Origin of the sequence: Microvirga arvi (assembly GCF_016892765.1) — a bacterium.
Lineage (GTDB): Bacteria > Pseudomonadota > Alphaproteobacteria > Rhizobiales > Beijerinckiaceae > Microvirga > Microvirga arvi.
The window spans coordinates 1-3,232 of record NZ_JAFEMD010000145.1 but is presented as its reverse complement, the minus strand read 5'-3'; the positions used below and the strand labels follow the sequence as shown (position 1 = coordinate 3,232).

The 3,232-nt window shown below is 58.7% G+C and carries 1 protein-coding gene and 2 pseudogenes; all 3 read right to left on the bottom strand.

What is annotated here, in order from left to right:
* Positions 1 to 343 precede the first annotated feature (343 nt).
* Positions 344 to 454: pseudogene (locus ILT44_RS32100) on the bottom strand (hypothetical protein); the annotation flags it as partial.
* 154 nt (positions 455 to 608) lie between these two features.
* A pseudogene (locus tag ILT44_RS30080) lies at positions 609 to 1,088 on the bottom strand (transposase); the annotation flags it as partial.
* An 804-nt stretch (positions 1,089 to 1,892) separates the two neighbouring features.
* Entirely contained in the window at positions 1,893 to 2,804 is a 912-nt protein-coding gene (locus ILT44_RS30075; RefSeq protein ID WP_204243275.1) for a flagellin N-terminal helical domain-containing protein, read from the bottom strand.
* Positions 2,805 to 3,232 lie beyond the last annotated feature (428 nt).

Sequence of the window (3,232 nt, the reverse complement as noted above, 5' to 3'; positions counted from 1 at the left end):
GGGTAAGGGTTGCGAGCAGAGGTCATTCTGCCAGAACGGCGGTGACCTCAAGACGGGTCCATAACAGCCTCTAGATCCTCGACACAGTGATTATGACCGTTTGACACCGCCAAGCTCGTGGCGGATCTCGCACCCGCTCCCGGGGCCCTATCCGATGGGGCTCGATCCACTCGCAGATCCCGCACCGAGTCGAAGTGTCGGCTCAAGAGACGGCAGGCCAACCCGTCAAAATCACTGTGTCGAGGATCTAGGTACCATTGCGCCACCGCAGTCTGGACGGGCAAACACGGAATTTGATCTCGAAAATCACGAGGTCAAACGTGTCCGGCAACCTTGCGTTTTCCTAAACTTCAATTCTTGCGCCACTGGCAGAGAGATCTCTGATCTTGCACGACAATGCAGTGCCGTCACTGAGATAGACTTTCCCCTCCAGAGAGCTGGGTGCACGCGCTGATCTACGGGTCTCTGCCCCCTCGACATCATGTCCCCCTAAACATACGCAACTACCCTATTCACGGTAACGAACAACTAATTAACAGGAACAGCTTCTGCTTCAACGGGACCTCGATAAGACTTTGTTGATATGTTTAAGTGGTGCATCCGGTAAGTCATGCTGCCTTGGGCAGGAGAGCGATGCCGGGCGAGCGGCGCGGCCGATGCCGGCGGCGCCTGCCCCAGACAAACGGATGACGGTGCGCATTCCAGTAGACCGTCGAGCAGTGGATCGCATCGGCGATCTCCTCCCAGGTCTCGAAGCGCCGACCCGCTAATGCGAGGGAGCGCAGGATCTTCCACCAGGGCTCGATCAGGTTGAGATACGCCGCGTACTTGGGCTGGAACACCATCTTCCAGCGTGGATGCGCCAGCAGGAACAGCAGCACGTCCGTCGTGCGATGCGAACTCAGGTTATCCATGATCGCGTACACCCGTTCGGTTGTGCGCGGGATCCAGGTCTCAACCCGTTCCAGGAAGTCGACCCAGTGCGCTCCGCCCCGTCCGGGATACGGATGCGTGAAGGCTTCACCGATTGCGGGACGAAACGCACCAAAGATATAGCCTTTGGCGCGCCGGCCGTAGTCGATCTCCTGCTTCGCGCGCTCAGCCGGTCGCGTCCGGCTCTTGTCGGCTCACGCCCACGGCTGAGCGGCTTTTCAGAATGGGTGTTATGCGAAATTCGCGACCGCGGCTGGACACCACGGACCAAGGTCTAGCCGGTCGCTGGACTAAGGGCAGATTTCAACCGTTTTGCCGGATGCTACCGTGAGGATGACCGTCGAATGTAGCCCCCGGCGTATCGGCGGTCGGACCGCCGGAGATAGTCCCCCGCCGTCTCTGGCGGTCTTAGCATCTCCGCTGCCAATGATGAGTTCCATACATCCCTTTACGCGAAATTCGCGGTGCGGATTCACGCGTGCGCAAGGCAAGAAAAAGGCCGCTGCGTTCAGCGGCTGAAGGTTGGAGTCTCGCGCCTGTGGCCTCGCGTGGCAGATGCAAAGGCCCGGTGGTTCGACCTGACCCTTTTAGGCCGTGATGCTGGTGTGAGGCTTGGCTCGGTAGGGACCTGTCGGACATTCGCCTGCGGCCACAATAAAACGCCCCGGCCAAGGAAGTTCATGGACCTCAGCCAGGGCGTCTTCCATGCCTGGGGGCAATGGAACTGATCGGGCGAATACGCTACGCACCCGGCGCACTCGTTCTAGAACGGCTAGGGTAAAAAATCCGTAGCTGTTTCAGAGCGGTTCCATACCGGCCCTTATGCGAAATTCAGGGGCGAGTTCGTGCAGGAGAAAACGCCCTAACCGAGGGGTCATGGTGGGACCTCCGGCTTAGAGCGCTATGGCCTCGGCTGAGGGGAGTCGGTGGACCCTCAGCCGAGGCGCATGGGATAAGACTTACTGGAAGAGTTTGAGGATCATCTGGCTGTTCTGGTTAGCCATGGAGAGAGCTTGCACACCGAGTTGCTGCTGGGTCTGCAGCGCCTGATTGCGGGTCGAGGCCTCGTTCATGTCGGCATCCACGAAGGCGCTGACGCCGGCGGTCACGTTGTCGGACAGAGCGGCGATGAACTCCTCCTGCGTCTCCAGCAGAGCCTTGTTCGCGCCCAGCATCGACGAAGCCTTGGTCACATCTGCGATGGCGGTGTCGACGTCCACAAGGAAGCCTGCGATCTCTGCCGCGGTTGCAGAGTCGTCAGCAGCAAGCGGAGTAGTTGGACCAGCTCCGTCAGGATCATACCCGGCTGGCGAGAAGAGTCTTACGGCCGCAACATCCCCAAGCAGACCACCAGTGCCGGCAGCGGCGTCTGCGAACAGCTGCGTCTCACTTGTTTTGATGGTCAGCATGCCGACCGCATTGCCGGAACCGTTGTAGGGCGAAACCACATCAGTATCCGTGCCCTTGGTGAGCCAGTTCTGGCCGTTGAACTGAGCGGATGCCGCTGCGCTCTTCATGCCGGCGATGTGAGCGTCGAATTCGGTCTGGATCTTGGCGAAATCGACGCCCGGCTGGGCGGCGGCGACCAGACCTTCCTTCATCTTGTTGAGGTAGGTCAGCGTCTTGTCGATCGCCGAGGTGAAGGTGTTGATCGTCGCCTTGGACTGCTTGATCGAGTCCTTGACCGCGCTGAGCGCGCCGTTGTCGGACTTCATCTGGGTGGCGATGGACCAGTAGGAGGCGTTGTGCGAAGCCTCGCCGACCCGCAGGCCGGTGGAGATCTGGCTTTGCGTCTTGCTGAGGTTGCTCTGCGTCGACTTGAGCGACTGCAGGGCGGTCATGGCGGAGAGATTGGTGTTGATCGAAGACACGAGCTTCATTCCTTAAAATGATGTGATTTTCAGGGAATGTCGGGATCTAACCGACCCAGCGGAGTGGCATCATGCCTCGAGAGAATCTCGATCCGCTGCTCATATGACATCCGGACTTTCGCCGAGACGCTGGCCGGGGCATCATGCCTTGCCTTCAAAAAAGGCTTACCAACGTGTTCTGTTTGACCATTTCACTCGAACGCCTGGCTCGATCAGGTCGATGTATTAACCTTAATCCATCAATTACTAAGTTAAGGTTAACAAAGCGTGCGGATTGCCATTCCCAAGAAGCTTGAGTGGCTGCAGTCGCCTGCCGAATACAGGTAAGCAATTGAGAGATCAGTCCTAGCAACTAATACTACAGCCGGGCCTTGTGCGTTGTCTTAGACACGGAGGTGTCGCGCCATGACGCACCTAAGCCAGGCCCA